Source organism: Pseudomonas sp. SDO5215_S409, assembly GCF_054071325.1.
Window position 1 is genome coordinate 1 of record NZ_JBSVWN010000152.1, and the last position, 928, is coordinate 928.

The 928-nt window shown below is 38.7% G+C and carries 1 protein-coding gene; it reads left to right on the forward strand.

The genetic code is table 11. The features are described from left to right. The first annotated feature begins 126 nt into the window (after positions 1–126). Positions 127–597, forward strand: coding sequence for a hypothetical protein (locus ACW9H9_RS28670; RefSeq protein ID WP_457346714.1), 471 nt, complete (start codon positions 127–129; stop codon positions 595–597). The last annotated feature ends 331 nt before the right edge of the window (positions 598–928 follow it).

The following is a 928-nucleotide window of genomic DNA, read 5'->3' on the forward strand; positions in this document are numbered from 1 at the left end:
AACGGGATCGGCGTATTTCACCATATTTGGAAGTCTTCTTCAGGATTTCCTTAGCTCGGAAAATGTTGTCTATGATAGTGTCTTGGAAAATTCACTGGAGAGTTTTGACCGTTGGGAGAGGCTTCAATGACAACTACTTTTGAAATGGCTTTAAATCAACATGAGATTCCTGAATTTTTTAAAGGAGAGGGGGGTTATTTTGCTAGAGGATCTGATTGGGGGGATCATCTTTATATAAGAAATTGGCAAGAAATGTGCCGCGTTTTGGAAAAACAAAAAGCAGCGGCAAGTTTGCTTACTCATGTTTTTGAAGAGTATGTGAAGTCGCTCGATGAGAATTATGAGGACGCGGCCAGTTTGCTTCATAATATAAGGGCTTCTGATATTGTGCGTAAAAGTGATTTTTCCTTGGCTATCGATAACTATGATCTTATTGATTCACTTGACGAAAAAAGCAAAGGTATCATAGGGCGAATGTTTCGGTTCTTGAGGTTGGAGTATGATAAAAGTAGAGAAAGCCCTTTAATGTATACGTTTGAAGAAGAGCTTAATCATATTAAAAAGAGCGGGTGTCTACATGATTTTGAACGTTTTTAATGTTTAATATTTTCAATATCAGATTTACATCGGGCTCTTCGCGGTGGTGAGTGATAGCCGTATAGGAACTGAGTAGCGTCAGTGCGTTAATGAGAATGAATAATAAAGCCAGCTTTTGTATTTTGGGCTTGATAAGTTAAGCAGCTGGCAGCGTAAGAGAAACATTTCAAGAAAATGGGGTTCCAATGTAGTTCGAGTATCCATGTTGTAACAAGGAGTGAACACTAGTACAAACTCACGACGGTAACTGGCAAAATTAGACAAAAGGTGAATTACTTAAGGAAATCCTGAAGAAGACTTCCAAATATGGTGAAATACGCCGATCCCGTTG